Consider the following 2927-nt stretch of genomic DNA (forward strand, 5'->3'; position numbering starts at 1 on the left):
GTAGACCGCGCCGCCCTCGACCACGCCGTCCATGCCGTTGATGTCGCCGAAGGGCGCCACGTCCTTGCGGCCGTGCATCTTCTGCCACCACAGTTCCGCCTTGTACTGGCGTTCCAGGTTGGAGCTGCTGTTGCAGACGTCCATGGTGATCGGGTGGAAGTTCAGGTTGTCGTTGGCGATGCCATGGGCCACGAACGACCAGGTCGCCTCCAGCCCGTCCTTCGGGTTCAGGAAGGGCATGGCCCCCTGGGTCGACAGGGCGAACTTGCCGTCGGGAGTGAGCAGGTTGCCGTCGGGGGTCGCGTTGAAGGTGATGCCCTTGGCCTTGGCGTCCTCGGTCTGCTCCAGCGTGCCCTTGGGCATGTAGTAGGACGCGGTCGGCACGATCACCGCCTTCTTCCAGCCGAACCAGCCGGCGTCCTTGAAGCGTTCGGCGAAGGCGCCGACGATATAGGGCTTCAGCCAGGCGGCATCGACGTTGGAGGCGTCGATCACCGTGCCGGGCTTCAGTTCCGGCGGCAGGTTGGCGGATTTCAGCAGGGCCGGGGCATCATAGCCACGCAGCGCCGCCCAGCGCTTGGCGATCGCCAGCGCCTCGGCCGAGCCGAGGGCGTCGACGAACTTCGAGCGCCCGCCGCCCTCGCCGTTCTGGGCGATGAAAGCCTTCCAGGCGGCGACGCCGTCCTCCGGGCTGGCGAGGGCGACCTGGGACGCGCCCAGGGCCAGGGCGGCGACGAGGCCGGCCGCCATGGTTTTGAACTTCATGAGTTTCCTCCCGTTGGTGAGCTTATGGCCGTTGGTGAACTGTTTTCAGAACTGATAGGTCAGCGAGAACTCGATCGCGTCCGCATTGTCGTAGAGGCCGAACAGGCCCTGCTCGGTCTTGCCCTCGTAGTGGATGATCTCCACCCGCGGGCGGATGTTGTCGCCGAAGTAGTTGAAGTCGATGCGCTGGCGATAGGCGAAACCCTCGTTCTGGAAGTCGTAGGCCGCCAGCCCTTCGAGATAGAGACGGCCGTCGTCCAGCGCCTTCCACCACAGGAACGAGGCATAGGTCTGCACCGGGTGGACCTTGGAGCCGAAGGCCGCATAGGGCGACTGGAACATCAGGTCCTTGCTGTCGTCGGTGATGATGTTGAACAGCTGGAACGAGGTGAAGATCGAGCTTTCCTGGCTCTCCCAGAACGGCAGCCACAGGAAGTAATCGAAGCCGACCATGATCGACAGCTGGTCGCGGAAGGCGACGCTCTCGTCGACGCTGGAGATCAGGGCATTGGTGCCATAGGCCTCGGTCCCGACATTGGTCTTCACCCGGTAGCGGTTGAACGGCTTGTCGAACTCGTAGGACGCTTCCATGCGGAACACCGGGGCGACATCCTTGGGCCCGAAGGCCAGTTCCACCATGTCGCGGGTGAAGGTCGCCCCCACCAGCTTCTTCCGGTACTTGTAGTCGAGGTCGAAGTTGGTCGTGACCGAGCACAGCGGCGGCAGGATGCCGGTGGCGCAGCCGTAGAGATTGATCGGATAGCCGCCGAGCAATTGCCCGAGCGAGCCGAGCAGCCCGCCCGAAGTGGTGCGCATGGCGTCGAGATAGCCGACGCCGGGCGCATGCACCAGGGTCTCCAGCAGGGGCTGGCTCAGCGGCACGTTCAGCAGCGCCTGGTCCGCCTGGTGGGTGGCGCTGCCGACATGGAGCGTCGAGTCCCGCATCTTCACGATCGGCAGTTCCTGCCAGCCGTAATAGGCGTTCAGCGTGCCTTCGCCGTGCAGGGCCTGGAACTTGAAGCGGGCCGCCAGCGTCGCGTCGGTGACGCTGAACTCGCGCGGGGTGACGTCGTTCAGATGGGCCGCAAAGTAGGGGATGCCCTTGCCCGAGACCGGATCGATCAGATAGGGGAAGGGAAAGCCGTAGAGCCCGCCGGCGGTGACGTCGCCCGGGGTCGGGTTGTTGATCACGAACAGGTCGTGCTGGGTCTCGGGCATGAAGATCAGCTCGAGGCCCGGCTTGGTCAGGCCGATCCATTCGAAGGGCTTGGCGATGCCCATCTCGTCGAAGTTGAGGTCGACCGCCACCATCCAGTTCGGGATGCGGATCTCGTCGCTGTCGCCCAGCACGCCCTTCATGCGCAGGTCCTGGGCATGCAGCACGTCAAGGAGGCGGATGCCGTCCGACTGGCCCCAGCCGCGCACGAACTTGCCGATCTTGATGGCGTAGCGGTTGTATTCGTCGGTGATCTTGATCGCCAGCTCGCGGATCATCTCGTCTTCGAAGTCGTCGAGATAGCGGTTCTGGTGATCGACCGTGTTGCCGAAGGGATCGTCGCGCCCGCCGCCCTTGCGGTTCAGGTGATAGCCGTATTGCTGGGTCGCATTGGGACTATAGGGGTTCTGGATGCCGCTGCCCATCAGGTCCGCGCCCCAGCTGTCCACCCAGTCGCCGCGCAGCCAGAACTTGCCGGTCACCGCCAGCGTCTTGGTCGGCTTCCAGCTGATGTCAGTCTCGACGATATAATTCGCCTGCGCCAGGCGCAGCATGCCGTCGGTCAGTTCCGAGTACCCGAAGGCAACGCCCTGCTTGACGCGGCCGCCCATGCTGATATCGCCGAGATCCGCCGCCAGGCCGGCCAGCGCGCCGCCGGCGGCGCTGCCCAGGATCGTCGTCGCCAGCAGGATATTCGCCAGTCTCATGTTTTCCCCCTGCCCTTCAGCGGCCTGCGGCCGCGTTCCTCCATTGTGTTTTTAAAGGCTTTGTTCGGTGGCCCGGCGCCATCACCTGCCGGGCCCCGTCGTTGGCCGGGCCCTATTCCGCCGGCTTGCCGATCGCCTCCGCCGGCAGCGCCACCGCAGGCCGGGCATGGCCGGCCCCGTGGTTCGCCAGCGACTTCGGGCGGAACAGCAGCACCATGCAGGGCACGAAGATCAGCGCC

2 protein-coding genes are annotated in these 2927 nt (G+C 65.1%); both read right to left on the minus strand.

The window, feature by feature from the left end; all coding sequences use genetic code 11:
* Positions 1–765: hypothetical protein (locus tag DKG75_RS22565; RefSeq protein ID WP_211315717.1), on the minus strand; the 765-nt coding region annotated here is incomplete at its 3' end.
* Positions 766–810: 45 nt separating this feature from the next.
* Positions 811–2688: a hypothetical protein gene (locus DKG75_RS22570; protein ID WP_109923460.1), complete on the minus strand. Its 1878-nt coding sequence runs from the start codon at positions 2686–2688 to the stop codon at positions 811–813.
* Positions 2689–2927: the final 239 nt, after the last annotated feature.

This window comes from Zavarzinia compransoris, from assembly GCF_003173055.1.
GTDB lineage: Bacteria > Pseudomonadota > Alphaproteobacteria > Zavarziniales > Zavarziniaceae > Zavarzinia > Zavarzinia compransoris.